Genomic DNA, 18,397 nt, shown 5'->3' with positions numbered 1-18,397 from the left:
GCAGTATACGGAAATTGCGGATTCTCAGCAGCCTATCGTGATTGTGCAAACGTGCTTCTTTGTGAGGAGAGTGGAAATCGAGTATCTTAGCGGGGCCCTCCCCGCGGAGTTTCCCTGCTTTCCCATCTCGATTGCTGCCAGCCAATATGTCGTTTTGTCACCAACCGCCTTTTCTAGGCCCTTTGGCTGCCGCGTTCTCCTTTTGGATACTGTTCATCGGTCTGGCGCCAACCGCTTCGGGGACCGATGCGTGGCCGGAGTTTCGAGGTCCCGCAGGGGACGGGATCGCGGCCGATCAAACGCCACCCCTTGAATTTGGCGAAGATAAAAACCTGGTTTGGAAAACGGAACTCCCCGGCAAGGCTTGGTCTTCACCGGTGATCGCCGATGGCGTCGCCTGGTTAACAACGGCCATCGAGCGTACGGCGACGGAGGACGAACGTGAAGCACTGCTTCGCAACACGAATGCGGACGAGCGACAATTCAAGAGTCTGGCGATTGCCAAAGCGATTGAGCTGAAGTTGCTCAGCGTCAACGTGGAGACGGGGGAGCTGCTCGGTGCCGTGGACCTGAAGACGGTGGAAGCACCCGATGCCATTCATGCCACCAACTCGTATGCCTCCCCTACCCCGTTTATTGAGGGTGACTTTGTCTACTGCCACTTCGGTACCTTTGGGACGTTTTGTGTCGATCGCCGGTCGAGAGAAATTGTTTGGCAGCGAACCCTGCCGCTTGAGCACGGTGTGGGCCCCGGCAGTTCACCCATCGTTCACAACGGACGATTGATATTGATCCAAGACGGAATGGATCAACAGTACGTCACCGCTTTAGATGCGGCGACAGGGCAGACGTTATGGACGACGCAGCGACCGCCCATGGAAGCGCCTACCGGCGACTCGAAAAAGTCTTACTGCACACCCGTCGTCGCCACTGATTCATCAGGACGCGAGCAATTGTTGTGCATGGGATCGCAGTGGATGGTTTCGTACAACGCAGAGAGCGGCGAGGAGTACTGGCGGTTGTATCACGGCAAAGGTTTTTCGGTGGTGCCGCGTCCGGTTGTCCTCGACGACGTCGTATTCTTTGCAACCGGATTCGGCAAGCCGGAGCTTTGGGCTGGGCGGATCGACGGTGAGGGCGATGTCACGGATACCCATGCGGTTTGGGCAGTCAAAAAAGGCATCCCATCGAAGTCATCGCCGCTGCTGCACGATGGTTTGATTTATCTCGTCGATGACAATGGCGTCGCAGCGTGCTTTGACGCAGCGCAGGGCGACATGGTGTGGAAGAAGCGGTTGGGGGGTAAGTTTTCGGCATCCCCTTTACTCGCTGGCGGGCATCTCTACTTCGGCAACCATGAGGGTGAAGTCTTTGTATTGACGTTGGGCGCTGAGAGCGAGATTGTTCAGACGAATCAAGTGGATGGGCAAATCATGGCGTCTCCTGCCGCGATCGACAATGCATTGATCCTGCGCACTGACACGGCCCTGTATCGGTTTGAAAAGTCTGGCCCGACTTCATGACCGACGACGCGCAGACGCCGGGGCGTTTTTGGTGGGCGACAGCGGGTGACATCAATGCCTTCTTTGGGTTGATGCTCGACAACCTGGCAGGTCTCCTGTTGATGGTGGCGTTGCTGGCCGGGTTCGGCTTGCCCGCCTCGTTTGTGGTGACGCACATGGTTCCGGGAACGGCGATCGGCGTCTTTGTCGGCGATCTGGCGTTCTTCTTCATTGCCCTGTCGTTGGCGCGTCGCGAACAGCGGGTCGATGTGACGGCGATGCCATTGGGGTTGGACACCCCATCGACGTTCGGGATGATTCTGTTGGTGCTCGGCCCTGCATTCACGGCCGCGCGGGCGACGGGGATGGAGGTCGAGGCGGCCGCACTGCACACCTGGTATATCGGGATTTGGTGCATGGTTTTTTGTGCGGTCGTCAAACTTGCCTGCGCTCCGTTTTCGCAGTGGGTGCGTTCCGTCGTGCCGCGCGCGGGGTTGCTCGGTTCACTCGCAGCGATTGCGCTCGTCTTGATTAGCTTTTTTCCGCTGACGCATATTTTAGGTTCGCCGATCCCGGGGATTCTGGCATTGGTAATCGTGCTGGGGACATTGATCGGGCGAGTGTCCTTGCCCGGTCGCACGCCAGGCACACTGGGGGCACTCGTTGTTGCCGGAGCGGTTTACTACCTGATGTGTGGGCTGGGGTGGTTCGGCTATGAGTTCCCGGAGGCTGTTGAAGTTCAGTGGTTTTCGGTGCAGTGGATGGATGCCTGGCGGGGTGGCTGGATCGAAGCCCTCCCCGCTGCGATTGCGTACCTGCCGTTTGTGTTGCCCTTTGCACTGGTGACGGTGGTCGGCGGGATCGACTGCACCGAGAGCGCCGCGTCGGTCGGTGATGAGTATGACACCCGCGTGGTGATCGGCGTCGAGGCCGTCGCGACTCTGATCGCTGGTTTGTCCGGTGGCGTGATCCAGACCACGCCCTACATCGGGCACCCCGCTTATAAAGCGATGGGTGGCCGGGCGGCCTACACGTTGGCGACCGCGATCCTCATTGGGACGGCAGGCACGTTCGGCTACTTTGCCTGGTTGAACGCTTGGATTCCCGCTCCGGCGGTTTATCCGATTTTGGTTTTCGTGGGCTTGGAGATCACGTCGCAAACCTTTCTGGCGACACCTCGCAGACACTATGCTGCGGTGGCGATTGCCTGTTTGCCAGCCCTGGCGTATTTGGCCATCAGTTTGCCGGATCGTATTTTTGGTGATGCGGCGATGTTCGCTGCCGAGATGTCGATCGGAGATCTCGCCAGTGAGCCGCTCCGTCAAGACTTGCAAACGCTGCGGATGCTGAGCAATGGATTCATCATCACAGGCCTGCTATGGGCGTGGATGCTCGCGTCTATGATCGACCATAAGCTCAAACTCGCCGCTGGTGTGTTGTTTCTCTGCGCCGCGTTAACATCGATCGGCGTGATGCACTCACCTCTGCAAGGCAACCGTTTGTTTGTCCCGTTCTTGGTCGGCGAGGGCAGCCCACTGGCGTTGCCCGCGGAATCGCTCTCGGCAGTGCTGCAGTATGTGGTTGGATATTCGTTGGCGGGATTGTTCGTATTGCTGTGGTGTTGGGTTTTGCCTGCCGAGAAGGATGGGGCCCGTCGATAGGCTGTGGTGGGTGAGCGTTGTATGAGTGTCCCCCAGCATGCTGCAGCGAAAGCGAGGGGCGTACGCGCTAGCGACTCTGGTGGGCCGAGCAAGTTTATTGAATTGAATCGAATTGAATTTTATGCATCCGTGTGACCCATCGACCGCGCTGCGAATGCTGCTCGTGCAGTGGTGGTGGTGGTGCGTTTGGATGTTTTTTTTGGTGGTGTTGCATCCGCTCGGAACGCCCGTTTTAACACTTGGTGTGGCAGAGGTGGCGTGGATTGCGGCAGAGTGTGTTTTGCTGCAGATGGTGCCACTGCTGATTGCGATCGGTTGGTGTCTCAAGCGTCCCTTGGCGGCGGAGAGATTCGGTTCCTATTTATTTGTGTGGGTGCCGATCGGGTTCGCTGGCGATGTGCTCGTTTTTCGCGGTAGCGGGATGCATTTGGCGGAGGGTGATTTTCTGGGGTTGGCTCGTGAGCATCTGCCGCGATTGATTGCGTTCGTTTCCTGGGGGATGCTTGTTCCGATACTCGGGTTCGCGATCTACGTCGTTGTTGGGTTGGCGTTTTCGAAGCTGTGGTCGCGGTGGGTTGTCAAGCATCCGCTGCCGTTGCGTGTGTGTTGGCTCGCCACCATCTTGTCGATCGTCTCGGTTGCGTCCGGTGCATGGTTATGGTTTTCGCAAGGCCGCGACGAAACGCATGCGATGATGCAGGCACACGCGACGCGTCATCCCGCGAACCTTCTTGGTCTGTATGGCAGCGTCCCTATCTCGGTCGCTGGCCAGAGCGATTCCGACCAGCACTCGGTTGAGCCGATCAGGGCCTTTCGGTTTGACCGCTCGCGATTTGTCGAGGACGTGAGCAGCAGGATGTCACAGATGCGAATGAACGTGGTCATGGAGCGACCTGCCGCTACGGAGGCTAGCGAGCGACCGGATGTTTTGATCATCATTCTTGAGTCCCTGCGTAGCGAAATGCTGCATCCCGGTATCATGCCGCACACTTTCGCCGCGGCGCGTTCGGGGTGGTGGTTGCGGCAGCATTATTCAGGCGGCAACGCCACGAGTTTGGGGATCTTTTCGCTGGTCAGTGGTTTGGAATCGATCTGGTTCTATCGCTCCGAGGTTCGTTTCGCCCCGGCAATGAACCGACTGTTTCGTCAAGCGGGTTACGAGTTGGGGTTCTTTGCCGGCCATGATGATTGGAATGCATTCCAGATGGATGCGTTTCTATCGCCCCGGCAGTTCGATCGCTATGACATCGAATCGATGGATTGGTTGGCGTCGGATCGACGGTCGATTGCTAAGGCGAAGCAGTTTCTTCGGAAGCCTGAGTCGCCCGCGACCCGTTCACCGAGATTGGCGGTGCTGTTTCTCTACAGCACACACGCTCCCTTTGCGGTCGCAGACGTTCAAGCACGCGATCAACCGTCGGCCTCAGCGAGCTATCCCATCCCCTTCCCGGAGTCGTGGCGAAACAGTGTGTGGAACCGGTACCGCAATGCCGCTCGATCGCTCGATGCCGAGTTGGCGGAGGTGCTCCGCAGCGATGCGGTCGTCGCGTTAGTCGGTGACCATGGCGAGTCATTTCTCGACGATGGCACGGTCGGGCACGGCACGAAGTTATCACGGGTTCAGACGCGAACGGCGGCGATGATCCGTGGGCCGCGACTGTCCCACCGCGAGATCGACGAGCGAACGACGCATATGGACGTGTTGCCAACCCTGCTCGCAGCAGCGGGAATCGAGGTTTCGCGGCCCGATCAATTCGATGGTCTCGATCTAGCGACGGCCACGCAGGCTGAGTTGCGAGCACGCGTGTTTTCCATTTCGAACTCAGTCGGCCGGGATATCATTCTCGTTCCCTCAGCCGGTCGTCGATCGAACGCGGTGTTTGGGACAGGCGTGCGGTTTTCGCTACTCGATGAAACGATGGTGCCGCGGGGTGTGCTCGATGAACAGGGTAATTGGAACGGGCCTCCCGATAACGAGTTGCTGCGGGATTGGGTGGAGCGATTGGGGCGGTGATGAAGGGGGCTGGCGGGGGGGTAGCTAAAAATCTTCGCTTGGGAGCAGAACTCGGTTGGCCCAACGCGAGGGGGGGTGCTCCCCGGGAGCTGGTATGGAGAGTTGAGTTAGCCCTTCGCTCTCCTTGCGTTATTCATCTCCTTGCGTCATTCATCACCCTCGGGCCATTGTCGCCAGTCCGCCTCGGCCTATTTCGTTTTCGTTGGCTCACGAATCGAGTCCGCCGAAGCGGCGGGCGCGTTCACCGAAATCGGCGAGTGCTTCGCGGAAATCGGCTTCTTCAAATTCGGGCCAGCATTTGGACGTGAACCAGAGTTCGGCGTAGCTGAGTTGCCACAGCAAGAAGTTACTGATTCGCATGTCACCCCCCGTGCGGATCATCAGGTCGACTTCGGCCAATCCGTGGGTATCCAAGCGGCGTGCGATCGCTTGCTCGTCGATCGACTCGGCGGTGATCCGGCCGTCGGCGGCCTCTCGAGCGAGCGAGCGGGCGGCCCGGGCGAGTTCATCGCGGCCGCCGTAATCGACCGCGAGCACCAGTTCCGTACCGGTGTTATCGCGGCACAGTTTTTGTGTCCGCTCGACCTCCTCGAGTACGCCCGCGTCGAGCCGATCGACGCGTCCGATGAACCGCAGACGCAGATTGTTTTCCATCAGCGTGGCCCGCTCCTCGATCAGGTACTGACGCAGGAGGTGCATCAGGAAATCGAGTTCGGTTTGCGGGCGTTTCCAGTTCTCGCTGGAGAAACAATAGAGCGTCAGTGCCTCGAGTTTGAGCTTCGCGGCCAGTTCCGTCGTGCTACGGACGGTATTGACACCGCGTCGATGCCCTTCGATTCTCGGCAGTCCCCGGTTCTGTGCCCACCGCCCGTTGCCGTCCATGATGATAGCGACATGTTTGGGCATGGATGCCGGATCGTCGGATGGGGGCTGCGGACTCTGCATTTCGGTTGACTGTGGCGAGTGTGATGTCATGCGTGGGCTGTCGATTGAGTGAGCCGAGACGCGTAGGCGGGCCGAGCTGGCGGCATCGCCGGATGCTTCGGGTGCGCGGCTCACGGGTACGTCACCAAGACGCTCGAATCGATCGCCGATTCGAGGCCAGCGTGGATGGAAGTGCAATCAAGAGGCGTCTTATCCTAGCGGTGCTTCCCATAAACCCAAGGCTGGGTTTTGCACAAAATAAAACTCTGATCCATCGATGTCTTCGTGAAACCCATCCTGTAATTTGGTGACATCGTATCGCCGGAGCAGTTCGTCGAGATCACCTGGAATGAAACCGACCGAGCGAATTTCGTCGTCGGTCAACTTGCCGGCCGCGTAGACCACTTCGAAACGGTTTTCGGGTGAGCCATGGACGAGGTGGGCTGCGGCGGATGGGTCGGCAGCCAAGTCCTCGTTCGAAGCGAAGAGTTCCATCACCTCGGCCTTGGTTCGATAGCCATACTTGCGAATCAGTTGATCGATTCGCGAATCTTCGCCAAATTCCTCGACCGCGGGGCCGAGCACTGTCAGTCGGCCGCCCGTGGCGATTGCCTTGCGTGTGCGATAGATCGCTTTGTTGCCCAGCCACGTGCTTTTGAATTCGCGTGGATCGAGGTAGGCAACGACGTGTTGAGGGGCCCGAGGCAGGTGCGTGATGTTGACTTGCCGGGATAGTTCCGCGGCGGCAAAGAAGGTGTCGTGATCGTCGCCGATATACAAACCGCGAGTCAGCTTCGTGCCGTCCTTGAGTTGCTCGATGACCGTCAACGCGTAGAGCAGCGGCAGGTCTTGGCAGAAGTGGTCTTGGGCGTAGTTCAGGATCTGACGCAGCGGCGTGTTGGCGATCCCCAGCGTTTGATCAATGCCGACCATCGCACTGAGGTAGTGGCTCTCATTGATGCCCTCGACGCCGCCGGTGCCGACAAACACATTCTTGTTGTAGTTCGCCATCCCGATAACTTCGTGCGGGACGACTTGGCCAATCGAAAAGATCAGATCGTGATTGCCGTCGCGGAGCAGTCGGTTGACTTGGGCGGGCCAAGCGTTCTGGTAGATACCCCCAGTGACCTCGGAGACATAGTCGGAGGGCACCTCACCGAGCTGCACGACGTCATCTCGCCAACGGTGGGCGCGGAACAAATCATGGGGCACGCCGGGGAACATATGGTCGAGCTGCGCCGGGTTCATCGGCGAGTGTGTTCCCAACGCGGGCATGATGTCGGACACTCGCTCGCCGAGAAGCTCGTGTGAAAGGACCGTCAGTTCGCCCGCTCGGCTAAACAAACGAGTCTGGTCGGGCGGCAGCAGCAGTACTTTCTGCGGCCGAGAAATCGCCGCGAATGTGGTTTTGAGAGCCTCACGCAGGTCGTCGGTGTCCAGCGCGGTCGTCGGCGATCCGTTAGCGTAATAGATGGTCACGTTTCAGCGATCCAGTCAAGTTGAAGGGGATGAACGGGGGTCGGCTACTGGTTTTACTCGCCGCAACCCGATATTGTTTTAGGTACGATCCTATCCGAAAAGGGGGGTGCCCGTTTTTCAGATAGGTGAGTAAGTAGCTGCTCGCGAATAGTTCATCACCAAAGGACGAACATCATGGCTAGGATCCTACTCGTCGAAGACAGTCCCACCCAGGCGGCTCAAATTCGGATGCTTTTGGAGGCGGCCAACCACGAGGTCGGCCATGCACTCAACGGTCGTTTGGCACTCAACGAGTTGCACAGCCAATCGTTCGATATCGTCGTGACGGACCTTGAGATGCCGGAGCTCAATGGGCTGCAACTGGTGGAGCAGATGCGAAACGATTTTTCGCATGTGCCTTGTATTCTCGTAACCGGGCACGGCAGCGAAGAACTCGCCGCCGAGGCCCTGCAGCTGGGGGCAGCGGGTTATGTCCCGAAAAACCGTATCGATGAGATGCTCGGCAATGCGATCGTGGATGTGTTGGGCGTGATTCGCACGGACGCCAGTTACGGGAAACTGATTTCCACACTCCGCAAAAATGTTTTCATCTTTGAGTTGCCTAACGATCCGATGTTGATCTCGCCGCTGGTGGGTTTGCTCATGCAGGTCAGTTCGGGCATGGAACTGCTGCCGAGCATTGACATGGTGCGTTTGGGGGTGGCTGTCGAACACGCGGTTGCCAACGCGATGGTGCACGGTAATTTGCAGATCCCGGCGGGTCAGAGTCCCAGTCACCACGATTTGGCGAGGTTTGGGGAGACCAGCCCCGCCATGCAGCAGCGACTCAAGGAATCTCCCTACCGCGATCGCACCGTCCGCGTCGAAGCGATCGCCCAGCCCGATCAAGTCCGCGTCATCGTGACGGACCAAGGCAATGGGTTCGACACGACGACGGTTCCCAAGAAGGGCCAGTTTGACCCCAAATCACTTTCCGAAGACTGCGACGTGCCCCATGGTCAGGGTTTCATTTTGATGACCAGTTTTGTCGATGAACTGGTTTACAATGAAAAGGGAAACCAAGTCACTTTAGTAAAACGTTGTCGTGTTTGAACGGTTCCCCATGGCGTGATAAGTAATGTCTGACTCCGACGCAGCGAGCGACCATATGGAACGTGAGTTTCAAAGCTCGGCCACGTACCGAGCCCTGGCGAACAGTTTGCCACTGAGCGTCTTGATCAAGGGCTGCGATGGGCGGCGAGTGTTCGCCAATGACGCTTACCTGAAATGGCGTGGGGTAAAGTGGGAGGACGTTGTCGGAAAGGTTGACTCGGAGCTGTTTCCGCCTGAGATCGCCCAGAAGTACTCTGCCGACGATCAGGTCGTGCTTACCGGAGGCGGTTCCAATCACAATGTCGAACGCACCCGCATGGCTGATGGCAGCCTCGGATGGATCGAACGCGTCAAGAGTCCAATTCATGATGCCAGCGGTCGGGTGATCGGGCTGCAGGTTTTGTTTTGGGATGTGACGTCGCGGATCGAAGCGGAGGAAAAAAGCCGCTTTGAACAGTCTCTGCTCAAAACCCTGCTCGAAACCATTCCTGACTCGATCTATTTCAAGGATCTGCAAAGCCGATACCTCCGCGTCAGTCACGCGATGGCCGAAAAGTTTGGCTACGTTCACGACGAAGCGATCTTGGGGCTGACCGATGCTGACGTTTTCACACCCGAGCATGCCCAGCAGGCGCTTGAAGACGAGCACCGTGTGATCGAATCGGGGGAAGCGTTGGTCGACCGGGTGGAACGAGAAACCTGGCCCGAGCAAGAAGATACGTGGTGCCTGTCGACGAAGATGCCGCTCCGCAGCGATACCGGCGAGATCATTGGGACGTGCGGGATTTCCCGTGATATTACCGCACTCAAACGCAGTGAGGCGGCACTCCAGGAAGCCGTCCGTATGGCCGACGCGGCCAATCGTGCCAAAAGTGATTTCCTCGCCAACATGAGCCACGAAATCCGGACGCCCATGAATGCCATGGTGGGGATGGCCGACCTGTTGGCGCAGACGCCACTCAGTGAAGACCAGCGTGAATGCGTCGATACGATTCGCCGCTCCTCCGATTCCCTGTTGCGATTGCTTAATGATATTCTGGATTTCTCCAAAATTGAGGCGCGTAAACTTGAACTCGAATCGATCGTGTTCTCGCTCGGATACGAGATCCAAGCGGCCATCTCCACGTTGAGGTACCAAGCCACCGAGAAGGGGCTCAAACTCCATTATACGAGTGACTCATCGCTGCCCAATCACTTCATCGGTGACCCCGGGCGGCTGCGTCAAATTCTGGTCAATTTGATCGGCAATGCGGTGAAGTTTACCGACCGTGGGAGTGTCACGATCGAGATCGAGGAACTCTCTGCCGCACCGTCGCCGGGCGAGAACACGTCGTCGCCGGGCGAGAACACGTCGTCACCGGGTGAGACGATGTCGTCGGGGACAACCGCGGCGGGGGCGACGTCCGGCTCGGGTACGGCAGCGCCATCGGTCGCCTTTCGCATCAGTATCGTCGATACGGGCATCGGCATTCCGCCTGCCCAGCAAGCCGCCGTTTTGGCCCCATTCACGCAAGCCGACGCATCGACCACGAGACGTTTCGGTGGCACGGGGTTGGGGCTCAGTATCACCCGCCAACTTGTTGAGTTGATGGGCGGGAAGCTGCAGCTCAACAGTGAAGTGGGAGTGGGGACCCAATTCTATTTTGATCTCGAGCTATTGACCGCGGATGCCGCCGCAGCGGATCGATACGATGCCGACCAGGACGAGGATCTTATTGTCCATGAGTCGCCGCCAACACAGCGATTGCGGGTCCTCGTAGCCGAAGATGGCGTGACCAACCAGCACGTGATCGCGGGGCTGTTGCGGTCGCTTGGCCACGAATGCTCTATCGCGAGCGACGGGCGGGAAGCGTTTGTGAAATGGCGAAGTGAACCGTTTGATCTGGTGTTGATGGATATGCATATGCCGGTCATGGACGGTCCCGCTGCAACGCGTGCAATTCGCCAGCAGGAATTGGGGAGTGATAATCATATTCCCATTATCGCATTGACTGCCGCAGCGATGGCCGAAGATGCTCGCGTGTGCCGTGAATCCGGGATGGACGAATTCCTCACCAAGCCGATTCGCCGTCGTCGCCTGGAGGAAATCCTCGCCTGCATTCATCCTGTGCATCCCGCCGCGCCCATGGCCGGGGATGCGAATGCACCCGAAAGCAGCAGCCATCAATACAGCCAGTTGGCCGGTGGTGGAGGCGGTACGCCACCCTCGCATAAGCAGCTCTCACTCGCCGAGGACCACGCGGGGTGCTTGGATTTAGACTCCGCCCGGTCGCGGATCCCGGGTGGCGTTTCCGGTGTGCTGCGGTTGGCTGCTGTGTTTCGAGAGGAGTGCCAGTGCTTGGTGGCTGAGCTGGAAAAAGACATCATCGCGGGTGACCATGACGCGGCACGCCGTAATGCGCACACCCTCAAGGGTGCCTGTAGCTTGCTCGGTGCCGATCAATTGCAAACAGTCGTCTGTGAGATCGAGGCGGAGGCCGGGAACCTTGGTTTGGCCGACCCCGTGCATTCCCAACGGCTGTTGGCGTCGCTCCAGGGCGAAGCCGGCCGAGTCCTCGACGCCGTCGACGACCTGCTGGCAACGTAGCAGGGAATGACCGCCTTTGGATTTCTGACGCCGGTGAAGTGCTGGGTTGCTCAGGTTTTGCTCGGCGACGATGGGCGTTGCGAAGGACGGTTCGTTCGACGAGACGATGCTCGCTGACGGATCAACCGACACGAGGTTTGAGCCACGACAGACACGAATCACCCGGAAAGTCGGCGTGGGTCTATTTCGTGTCGTGCGTGTATTTCGTGGCGTGAAGCCCTGCCCATCACAACGGCGGATTGCCATCGCGCCGACGACCGTGCCCCCGACAGCCTGGGACGCTCAACGTGGAGAAGTTCGGCTGGCTCCTCGATCCGTGCTGCCGATCGATTACAATGTGACGCGTTGCTCGCTCTGTCTGCGAGCGACCTAGAATCTTCCCCGTCACGAACTCGTTCCCACACAAAGATCATCCATGAATCGCCCCTGGACTGTTGTCACCCTGCTGCTGTTCTTATTACCCCCGTTTCAACCATTGACCGTCAGTGGCGATGAACCCGGCGCGCCCGCGGCTGCCGACTCGACGTGGGAAACGCTGTTCGACGGTGACTCCACGGCGGCGTGGCGAAACTACAAGAAAGACGACTTGAGCAGCGGATGGAAGGTCATTGATGGAGCTCTGGTGAGAGCCGACAAAGGTGCCGGCGATATCATCACTCGTGAGAAATTTAATGCGTTTGAGCTGGAACTCGAGTTCAAAATCTCGCCGGCGGGAAACAGCGGCGTGATGTTCCATGTCGTTGAACAGGACGGCCCACCTTGGTACTCCGGTCCCGAAATCCAAATCCAAGACAATGTCGCGGGACACGATCCTCAGAAATGCGGTTGGCTCTATCAGTTCTATTCGAGCGATAAGGACGCGACCAAGCCCGCGGGGCAGTGGAATAAACTACGCGTTGTGATTTCGCCGGAAGGCTGCAAGCATGTCGTCAACGGTGTCGAATACTTCACCTACGAAATCGGCAGCGACGATTGGAATCAGAAGCTCGCCAAGAGCAAATTCGGGAAGCTCCCCGGCTTCGGAGCCGCTGGTTCCGGACACATCTGTTTGCAGGATCACGGTGACATCGTCTCGTATCGCAATATCCGCGTCCGCCGCCTGGATGAATCGTTCCCGACACCGATTGCCGGTGAATGATGGTAGCCCCGCGATCACGCGAGTGAACGCGGATCGAGCACGACTGGGCAGCTGATCGCGGAACCGAAGCGATCGACGTTTGTCAGCCGAAAGATTCTCTTCATGCTGTTGCCGCGACCGTGCGGCAACCGCATTGTGTGAACAACAAGTGACGGATTCTCGCCCGTAGCTACCGTCGCCAAGCGGTGGGGTCCCACGCTCTGGCGAGTGCACCTGCGACAACTAAGCAATCTGTTGGTGTGACTGAGCACGTGAAAGGCTGTCGTGCAGCTGGACGATCGCGTTTGCCTCGGGGCATGACACGGAATGGCCCAGTGTGGATTCGAATCGACAGGCGGCGAAGCCGTCGGCGGTCTGTTCGTAGTGTTGTACCCACTGCGTGCGAGCGGTCGCTCGCTCTGCGGGGACGGGCCACGCGCTGGGGCGAGGACGGAAGTGGTCGGCGATGCCGATACGCCATGGTTTCGGTGAGACGCGTGCTCGGAAGCAGTTCTGATTGAAGCACATTCGCACGTAAATCGGATCGGCACCGATGGCTTGGAAGAACTCACGGACCTCGTCACTGCGCGGGTCAAAGATCTTGTGCGTGACCAGCACGCGCCAGCCCATTGGCGTTTCGTAGAGTCGCAGGCTCCAGTTCGGAGAACGCTTCGCAAACCGGGCGATTTGTTGCCGAGCCATTTCTTTCGGTGATCCGGCCAGTCGATCGAAGATCCAGTGCCAAACGCTGCCGAAGAGCGTCACAAAGAAAAGGGCGCCGAGTAGGAACAGCCAAATCGAGCGTGCGTCGGCGAACAGTCGGGCGAAGACGAAGTACGCTGCGGCATACACGAAGAGCGAGTAGATATAGAGCGAGCAGCTGCTCTTCGCCGGTGCATCGACGTCCGCAAAGAGCACGTTGGGCGTATTCAGGCATAGCGCACCGTAACTGTTACGCGTCACGACGGCGTCGCCGTGTCGCGAGATAATTTCCTCGCGGATCGGCAATCCGTCCGCACCGTTGTAGGCCACCTTGGGCTCGCGGAGCAGGGTCTGTTCACCAGCCTTGATTCGCTCGATCGCTTTGTCGAGCCGGTCCTGAGCGTGCTGCTGGGCTGCCGCTTGGCTGTCGTCGGACCAACCAAAGCGGCGGATTGTTAGGCAGTGATTCTCTTGCGCGGCTTGACATTTTGCCTCCGCCCAATACTCGGGGACAATCATTCCAGCGCGGCGGCGGCGAGATCGTAGCCCTGCGAGGCGACGATTTCGCAGGGGCGGAGTTGTCCCACTTCGACAGGTGACTCTTCGCTGACCTGGGATACATACACGAGCCCATCGACATCAGGGGCTTCGTTGCGTGTACGGCCGATGAACACTCCGTCCTGCTCGGGCAGAGCCGCATCGATCAACACGTCTTCGACGCCACCGACACGATTGCCATTGAACCGGAAGGCGATCTGTTGCTGCAGGGCCATCAATTCGTCACGGCGGCGAATGGCGGTTTCCGGGTCGACGCGGTTAGGAAGTTTCGCTGCGGGTGTGTCTTCCTCGACCGAGTAGGTGAAGACGCCGAGGTTCTCGAACTGCGACTCATCGACAAAATCGAGTAGTTCTTTGAAGTCGTCTTCCGTTTCGCCAGGGAAACCGGTGATCATCGTGGTGCGCATGACGAGCGAGTCGATCCGCTGCCGCAACCGTTGGACAATCTCCGTCTGCAGTTTCCGTGTGGTCTTGCGTGACATTCGCCGCAACATCGCGTCACTGGCGTGCTGCAACGGCATATCGATATACGGCACAATCCGTTTTGCGGAGGCGATGGTGTCGATCAGGGCGTCGTCGATGTACATCGGATAAAAGTACATCAATCGAATCCAGTCAATCGATTCGACTTGATCGAGTTGTTGCAACAATTCGTTGAGCCGGGGTTTCCCGTAGCGGTCCATGCCGTAATAGGTTGTGTCTTGAGCGACGACGACCAGCTCCCTCACGCCGCTGCGGCCGAGCCGTTCGGCTTCCTCGATGATCTGCTCGATCGGTTTGCTGAAGTGTTTGCCACGCATTTTCGGAATGGCACAGAACGTACACAGTCGATCGCAGCCTTCGCTGATTTTCAGGTAGGCAAAGTGCCGGGGGGTGACGGCCGAGCGAACCGCGTCGCTGAGCGGATTGACTGCGGCGGGTTTGAAAACGGTCCGCTGTTCTTCCAGACCGGAGTACAGATCGTCGACGACACTGACGATATCGTTGCGTCCGAAGACGCCGACCAGGGCGTCGATTTCGGGGCGATCGGCCAGCAGTTTGCCTTGCTGGCGTTCGGCCAAGCAACCTGTGACGACGACGTTGCGTAGTTTCCCCTCGCGTTTGAGAGCGAGCATTTCGTCGATCGCTTCCATGGATTCCGCTCGGGCTGAATCGATGAATGCGCAAGTATTGACGACGACAAAATCAGCGCCCTCGACCGAGTCGACCATTCGGTACCCATCCGCATCTAGTCGGCCCAGCATTTGCTCGGTATCGACGAGGTTCTTAGGGCAACCGAGGGAAATGACGGCATATTGCCCCCGGGCTCGGGCGGTCGCAGTCGCCCCCTGGGCAGCGGAGTCAGGGTTGATGGACTCCCGCGGCGGGGGGGTGGCGACGTTGAGTTCGGGCTTTTGGTAGATCGGGAGCTGCATCAAACGACGGGTGGTTAGCTGAGTGCGGACGGCGTGTGTAGGGCTGCGAGCGTGTATTTAACCAGAAAAAACGGGATTGACAATTTGAAATTTGCAATTCGTGTGCATCCGTTTGCTTTCGGGCACCTTCCGAAGCCTGTTCAAGTTTGCCACAATTCAGCCTCCACTCCCGCACTTGGAACCACCTTTTTCGCTCATATCACTTAGACATCAGGTACTACCATGCGTTGGAAAGGCAGACGGCAGAGTGAAAATGTGGAGGACCGGCGCTCGATGGGGAGCCCAGCCGCTGTTGGCGGAGTGGGCGTCATTTTGGTGGCGATCGTGATCGGATTGCTCGGTGGCAACCCGGTCGAATTTCTCCAGCAGGCTCAGCAGGCCGACGTCGGTCGGGGGGCTGCGGGTCAGTCGCAGGCGTTAACCCCCCAGCAAAAAGAAGATGGTGAATTTGCGGCGACCATCTTCGCGGACACCGAAGACGTGTGGACCGAGCAGTTTCAGGAAATCGGCAGGGAGTACCGCAAGCCGACATTGGTGTTGTTTACCGACCAGGTCCGCAGTGGATGCGGAATAGCGACCAGTGGAACCGGCCCGTTCTACTGCCCCGCCGACGAGAAAGTCTATCTCGACACTTCGTTTTTCAGCCAACTCGCACGGCAACTCGGTGCCCCCGGCGATTTCGCGCAAGCCTACGTGGTTGCTCACGAGGTCGGCCATCACGTGCAAAAATTGCTCGGCGTCACCGATGAAGTCGATCGCATTCGTCACCAGGTACCTGAAAGCGAATACCTGAAGTATTCGGTGAAACTCGAGCTGCAGGCCGACTTTTATGCGGGCGTGATGCTGCATCATGACAACAACATGCACCAGATTATCGAGGACGGCGATATCCAAGAAGCGTTGACGGCAGCCCAAGCCATCGGCGACGATACACTGCAGCGACGCAGCACGGGCCACGTGCAGCCGGAAACCTTCAGCCATGGAACCAGCGAACAGCGAGTTTTCTGGTTTACCAAAGGACTCAAGACCGGCGACATGAGCCAAGGCGACACCTTCGACGCGAAATCGCTGTAGTCAGTTCCTCTCCTCCATTGACCGAAACGTTTTGAATATCGCTAGCGATACACCCTCCCGCGGCAGCTCCGACAAAGGGAACGCCAACGAGACGACCAACGATGCCCTGCGGGCAAAAGTGATTGCCCAGACGCATTGCGTCGTCGTGAAAGTCGGCACACGCGTCTTGACGACGAGCGACGGCAAGCTCGATCTTCAACGTGTGGACCTACTGGCCGCTCAACTCGCCCGAATCGCTGATTCGGGCCGTCACGTGATCATGGTCAGCAGCGGTGCCGTCGGTGCCGGAGTTGCCAAGCTCGGCCTGGCAACTCGCCCGACCGAGGTCGCCAAACTGCAGGCCGTCGCCGCGATCGGCCAGGCTGACCTGATCAAGTCCTACGAGAAGTCGTTGTTGCAGCACGGTTACCAAGCCGCTCAGGTCTTGTTGACCAAGAGTGATCTGCGGCGGCGGAGCGGCTATCTGCACGTTCGTAACGCACTCAATGGGATCCACGAACTCGGGGCGATTGCGGTTGTTAACGAGAACGATTCGGTCGCGGTCGCGGAGCTGAAAACAACCTTTGGCGACAATGATCGCTTGGCAGCTCATGTGGCCGGCTTGTTCAACGATGCGTTGTTAATTTTGCTGACAGACGTGCACGGACTCTATGACGGGCATCCCGATGCCGACGGCAGTAAGAAGATCGAGGTCGTGCACGATCTCGATGGCGACGTGATGTCGATGGCCGACGACAAATCGTCCTCCGTCAGCAAGGGCGGCATGGAAGGCAAACTGCGCGCCTCCAAGCTGGCGAATTCGCATGGCAATCCCACCATTATCGGTCCGGGTCGCCAAGACGATGTGCTCGATCAGATCTTTGCCGGTGCCCAGGTGGGGACGCTTTTCATTCCCCCCAAGCGGACACTCAAGGGCCGGCGGCGTTGGATTGGCAGTGCCGCCATCATCCAAGGGAACCTGCACGTGGACGAGGGTGCCGCCCGCGCGCTCACCGAACAGGGCCGAAGTCTGCTCGCGGTGGGCATCGTCCGGGTGGAAGGTACGTTTTCGCACGGCAATGTCGTGAGAGTCCTCGACCCGAACGAACAAGAGATCGCCCGTGGTTTGGTTAACTATCGCAGTCACGAGATTTCGCTGATTGCTGGCAAATCGAATGCGGAAATCGAATCAGTGCTCGGGCACCGCCCCTACGAGAACGTGATCCACCGTAGCAATCTCGTGCTGCGTACGTTGGCGGAGTGAGGATCTGACCTACCGGGTCTGCCCTTTGCCCATGAATGCGTTCGTCGAATTCTTTTGCGGGCTCGGAGGTGTCTCCGAGGCGATCCGCCAATTCAACGCGGTTCATGTACCCGATCCCCTGCTGCGTGTTGAACAGGCCATCGACATCGATCGCGACTGCGCTGCCGTCCATGAACACAACTTCGGAGGTCGTGTCGACTGCCGTAGTATTGAGTCGATGAACCTATCGGAGGTCGTCGCAAGGCACCCACAGCAAACATGGTGGCTGTCGCCTCCCTGCCAGCCCTATTGTCGCCGGGGTCGCGGCCTCCCGCATCAAGACCATCGTTGCGACGCGATTCGTGCGATCACCCGGTTTCTGTCGCATCACGAATTGCTGCCCCGGATGCTGTTGCTAGAAAACGTGCCCGAATTTGCTGCGTCGCAGGACGCAGCGGACTTCGCGTCGGTGCTGCGGGAGCGTGGCTATGCGACCTGGAGTGGCAACCTTTGCCCGACCCAATTTGGAATCCCGAATCTCCGTCGAAGGCACTATCTGATCGCACGGCTCGGGGCCGCTGAAGTCTCGCCGCCGGTGATTCCGCCACGGGAGCCGGGGTGGAGATTTTCCATCGCCAGCATTGTAGAACCGGGTTCAGGATTGGCCCCTGAACTGGTGATTGATCCGTCGATCGTCGACGCATACGGCGAAGCGATGGACTTGATCGATCCCCAGGACGAATTCGGACGCGCTGCGTGTTTCGGTAGCGGTTACGGCAAGTCGATCATTCGATCGGGCTCCTACCTTCGGCAGGGCGATCGCGTGCGTCGTTTTTCACCGACCGAGGTTGCGAGGCTGTTGGGGTTTTCGAGCCGGTACACGTTCCCGGAACGCATCTCCACCCGTCGCCGCTGGAAAATGCTAGGCAACAGCGTCTCGGTCCCTGTGGTCATGGCCATCATGCAGTGTGCCTTTGGCGTGACCGCGACGCGTCGGCCGTGAACGCTGCCTCGCCAGGGTCAGGCCGCCCACCGGTCGCCGGGATGGTC

At 58.7% G+C, this 18,397-nt stretch carries 13 protein-coding genes; 9 read left to right on the top strand and 4 right to left on the bottom strand.

Features of this window, described 5'->3' with window-relative positions; all coding sequences use genetic code 11:
* The first annotated feature begins 146 nt into the window (after positions 1–146).
* The 3 genes from SH410x_RS25335 to SH410x_RS25325 all read left to right on the top strand — a co-directional run bounded on the left by SH410x_RS25335 (position 147) and on the right by SH410x_RS25325 (position 5,177).
* The gene (locus SH410x_RS25335; RefSeq protein ID WP_473671925.1) at positions 147–1,523 is read left to right on the top strand and encodes a PQQ-binding-like beta-propeller repeat protein; all 1,377 of its coding nucleotides are present in this window, start codon (positions 147–149) and stop codon (positions 1,521–1,523) included.
* Positions 1,520–3,163 carry a permease gene (locus tag SH410x_RS25330; protein ID WP_473671923.1) on the top strand — a complete coding sequence of 548 codons (1,644 nt, stop codon included), beginning with the start codon at positions 1,520–1,522 and terminating at the stop codon, positions 3,161–3,163. Before SH410x_RS25335 ends, SH410x_RS25330 begins: the two co-directional genes overlap by 4 nt.
* Before the next feature lie 121 nt (positions 3,164–3,284).
* A complete protein-coding gene (locus SH410x_RS25325; protein WP_473677399.1) occupies positions 3,285–5,177 on the top strand; it encodes a sulfatase-like hydrolase/transferase in 1,893 nt (630 codons plus the stop codon).
* 207 nt (positions 5,178–5,384) lie between these two features.
* On the opposite strand, the gene uppS is transcribed toward SH410x_RS25325, so the two are convergent.
* A complete protein-coding gene (uppS, locus tag SH410x_RS25320) occupies positions 5,385–6,122 on the bottom strand; it encodes a polyprenyl diphosphate synthase (protein ID WP_473677398.1) in 738 nt (245 codons plus the stop codon).
* Between the two features lie 189 nt (positions 6,123–6,311).
* Entirely contained in the window at positions 6,312–7,580 is a 1,269-nt protein-coding gene (locus SH410x_RS25315) for a nickel-dependent putative hexonate epimerase (RefSeq protein ID WP_473671921.1), read from the bottom strand.
* Positions 7,581–7,754: 174 nt separating this feature from the next.
* Here SH410x_RS25315 and SH410x_RS25310 point away from each other — a divergent pair, with 174 nt between their 5' ends.
* The 3 genes from SH410x_RS25310 (at position 7,755) to SH410x_RS25300 (ending at position 12,397) form a co-directional block, all read left to right on the top strand.
* Complete coding sequence (locus tag SH410x_RS25310) at positions 7,755–8,672, top strand: ATP-binding protein (protein WP_473671920.1); 918 nt, start codon at positions 7,755–7,757, stop codon at positions 8,670–8,672.
* A gap of 25 nt (positions 8,673–8,697) precedes the next feature.
* Entirely contained in the window at positions 8,698–11,259 is a 2,562-nt protein-coding gene (locus SH410x_RS25305; RefSeq protein ID WP_473671918.1) for a PAS domain-containing protein, read from the top strand.
* Positions 11,260–11,674: 415 nt separating this feature from the next.
* The gene (locus SH410x_RS25300; RefSeq protein ID WP_473671916.1) at positions 11,675–12,397 is read left to right on the top strand and encodes a 3-keto-disaccharide hydrolase; all 723 of its coding nucleotides are present in this window, start codon (positions 11,675–11,677) and stop codon (positions 12,395–12,397) included.
* Between the two features lie 222 nt (positions 12,398–12,619).
* Here SH410x_RS25300 and SH410x_RS25295 read toward each other — a convergent pair whose 3' ends face one another.
* Both SH410x_RS25295 and rimO read right to left on the bottom strand, forming a co-directional pair.
* A complete protein-coding gene (locus SH410x_RS25295) occupies positions 12,620–13,597 on the bottom strand; it encodes a hypothetical protein (protein ID WP_473671914.1) in 978 nt (325 codons plus the stop codon).
* On the bottom strand, positions 13,594–15,051 hold the full coding sequence (gene rimO / locus SH410x_RS25290) for a 30S ribosomal protein S12 methylthiotransferase RimO (RefSeq protein WP_473671912.1): 1,458 nt from the start codon (positions 15,049–15,051) through the stop codon (positions 13,594–13,596). The genes SH410x_RS25295 and rimO overlap by 4 nt, the downstream gene beginning before the upstream one ends.
* Before the next feature lie 222 nt (positions 15,052–15,273).
* Here rimO and ypfJ point away from each other — a divergent pair, with 222 nt between their 5' ends.
* The 3 genes from ypfJ to SH410x_RS25275 are packed head-to-tail and all read left to right on the top strand — an operon-like array spanning position 15,274 to position 18,350.
* On the top strand, positions 15,274–16,125 hold the full coding sequence (ypfJ, locus tag SH410x_RS25285; protein WP_473671910.1) for a KPN_02809 family neutral zinc metallopeptidase: 852 nt from the start codon (positions 15,274–15,276) through the stop codon (positions 16,123–16,125).
* Between the two features lie 31 nt (positions 16,126–16,156).
* The gene (proB, locus tag SH410x_RS25280) at positions 16,157–17,368 is read left to right on the top strand and encodes a glutamate 5-kinase (RefSeq protein WP_473671908.1); all 1,212 of its coding nucleotides are present in this window, start codon (positions 16,157–16,159) and stop codon (positions 17,366–17,368) included.
* Between the two features lie 31 nt (positions 17,369–17,399).
* A complete protein-coding gene (locus SH410x_RS25275; RefSeq protein WP_473671906.1) occupies positions 17,400–18,350 on the top strand; it encodes a DNA cytosine methyltransferase in 951 nt (316 codons plus the stop codon).
* Positions 18,351–18,397: the final 47 nt, after the last annotated feature.

Source organism: Rhodopirellula sp. SH410 (assembly GCF_055811895.1).
The sequence above is the reverse complement of the archived record's forward strand: the minus strand, read 5'-3'. Positions and strand labels throughout refer to the sequence as shown.